General features: G+C 40.9%; 2 protein-coding genes. Both read right to left on the bottom strand.

Annotation, left to right across the window (positions count from 1 at the left end):
• On the bottom strand, positions 1-581 hold a 581-nt coding region (locus tag ICN21_RS01620; RefSeq protein ID WP_216176279.1), incomplete at its 3' end, for a tetratricopeptide repeat protein.
• Positions 582-672: 91 nt separating this feature from the next.
• On the bottom strand, positions 673-2721 hold a 2049-nt coding region (locus ICN21_RS01615; RefSeq protein ID WP_216176277.1), incomplete at its 5' end, for a tetratricopeptide repeat protein.

Genomic DNA, 2721 nt, shown 5'->3' with positions numbered 1-2721 from the left:
GCCTCTTCGTACCGCTTGAGCTCATTGAGAGTCGCACCTTTATTTGACCAAGCCTCTGCATAGTCGGGTTTGAGACTTAGGGCTTTATCAAATGCAGTAATTGCTTCTTCATAGCGCTTGAGTTCATGAAGGGAGACCCCTATATTCAAATTAGCTTGAACATAATTAGGATCTATATTTAAGGCTTTCTTGTAATAATCTAAAGCTATCTCATGGCTACCTAAATTAGATACTGTTTTTCCGTAATTAAGCCAAGTCTCTGGATTATTGGGCGCTAGTTCAACGGCTTTTTTATGATGAGCAATCGCCTTTATATCATTTCCAGAGTCCGAAAGAGCCTTTGCTAGGTTGTAATGGATGAAGGCATCATTAGGGTTAATGCGAGTAGCCCTAATCCATAAATCAGCAGCTTCTCTGAAATTGAACTGCGAGGCCTTTATGAAACCATAAACATGTAATGCAGGGAGATTTTTTGAATCAACCTGTAAAACTCTTTTAAGAATTATTTCGGCGCTATCTAAATTGCCGCTCTCAAAGGCTTGAATCGCTTGCTGAAGCATTAATTGAAGTTGATGACTCATTGCCTCATTTTATGATGATTGTTAATTGCTATGATTAAGATCTAATAATTTAAGCCTCAGAGCAACCCGTCTAGCCACACCAAAACACTGCTTAGTCGATAGATATATGGTCTGGTTCTAGATCCTGTTGATAACGCTCATGCATTTTTAGATATAGAGCCTCAAGATTTTTAGTAAAGAGTGGCGTATTAAATAGGGGTTTGGTTAAGCGGTTGTTAACTAATGTCTGTTTAATATCTGCCAGTTTCTGAGGGTTCTGAGCTAGCTCTATCGCCAGGGCCTCATACTCTTCTTGGGTATTGGCAATAAGCTCTGGTAAGCCAATAGCATTTAAGAGGCTAGCAGCTACGCGGCTAGCAAAAGATTGCCCCATTAAAGTAAGGACGGGAATGCCCATTTTTAAAGCATCGATTGCTGTACTATGAGCATTGTAGGGATGCGTGTCTAAAAATAAGTCCGCAAGAGCATATCTTGCCAAATGGTCTGCCATTAACTCCACTCTTTGAGCAAAAATAATCCTGCTAGAGTCGATGCCTCGTCTCTCAAACTCAACCACTACATTAGCCTTGAAGGCTTCATTATTTTCTGATATCCATAAAATACTATTTTTTACTGCCAATAAAATTTTGGACCAGGCATTCAAGACCAATTCATTATATTTATAGCCATTATTAAGGCAGCAGAAAATAAAAACGTTTTCTGGTAACCCACACTCTACTTTTGTAAAAGCTCTATAAGAGGAAATTCTCTGGGAGTCATCCACCATGTAAGTATCTGGCAAATGCGCAACCTTCTCAGTATAAAACTGTTGGTGTGACTTTGGAATGATAGTTTTATCAGCCACAATATAATCAATAAAATTAACGCCAATTGATCCAGGGTAGCCTAACCAATTGACCTGAATGGGTGCAGCCCGGTAAGAAAAAATTTCAGTTCTACAGTGTTGAGTTAGGCCAGACAAATCAATCGCTATATCAATCTCTAATTTTCTAGCTAATTGAGCTATTTCTAGATCTGACAAATTGTCGACATCTACAAACTTATCAAAGCCTTTTCTTAAGCGTAAATTCATCTGATCACCTGGGGAAGCCTTTAGCAGTGAAAAGGCATATATTTCAAAGCGACTTCTGTCATGAATTTCAAAAAGTTCAGCAGCTAAAAAAGAAACAGCATGATTTCTAAAGTCAGCAGAAAAATAACCAATACGAATTTTCTCTTTTTTAGCCAACTTAGGAATGGGACCTAAAGCAGTATTGATTGGGTGCCTATCTTGCACATAAATCTCAGAAGCTTTTTGATGTAGCAAAGCATCATCAGATAAAGCCAGCAGTGGAAAAGGCTGCGTTACTTTTTGATAGGCATGCACTTTACTAGAAAGCTGATTGACTTCATCTTGGTAATGATCCCAGGAGCATATTTTCATCTTTGCATGAAGCAACTCCCCATGCGCCCAATCAATCTCAGGTTTGAGGCTAAGCGCTCTCTCGTAGTGAGCTATCGCCTCTTCATACCTCTTGAGCTCGTTTAAAGCGATCCCCTTATTAGACCAGCCTTCTGCATAATCTGGTTTAAGGCTCAAGACCCGATCAAAGTGAGTAATAGCCTCCTCATAGCGCTTGAGCTCAATTAAGGTGGCACCTTTATTTGATAAAGCCTCTGCATAATCTGGTTTGAGACTTAAGGCCCGGTCAAAGTGAGCTATCGCCTCTTCATACCTCTTGAGCTCGTTTAAAGCGATCCCCTTGTTTGACCAGCCTTCTGCATAGTCGGGCTTGAGGCTAATCGCTCTTTCGAAGTGAGTAATGGCTTCTTCAAAGCGCTTGAGTCCATGAAGGGCAGCCCCCTTATTTGACCAAGCTTCTGCATAATCAGACCGGAGGCTAAGCGCTCTTTCGTAGTGAGCTATGGCCTCCACAGATCTCTTGAGCTCATTTAAAGCGATCCCCTTATTTGACCAAGCCTCTGCATAATCAGGCTGTAGACTTAAGGCCCGATCAAAGTGGGTAATCGCCTCTTCATGCTTCTTAAGCTCATTTAAGGTGGCGCCTTTATTTGACCAGGCTTCTGAATCAGGCTTGAGACTTAAGGCCCGATCAAAGTGAGTAATGGCTTCCTCATACCTCTTGAGTTCAATTAGGGC

This window comes from Polynucleobacter sp. AP-Feld-500C-C5, assembly GCF_018882265.1.
Classification (GTDB): domain Bacteria; phylum Pseudomonadota; class Gammaproteobacteria; order Burkholderiales; family Burkholderiaceae; genus Polynucleobacter.
This window is presented reverse-complemented; position numbering and strand designations above follow the sequence as displayed.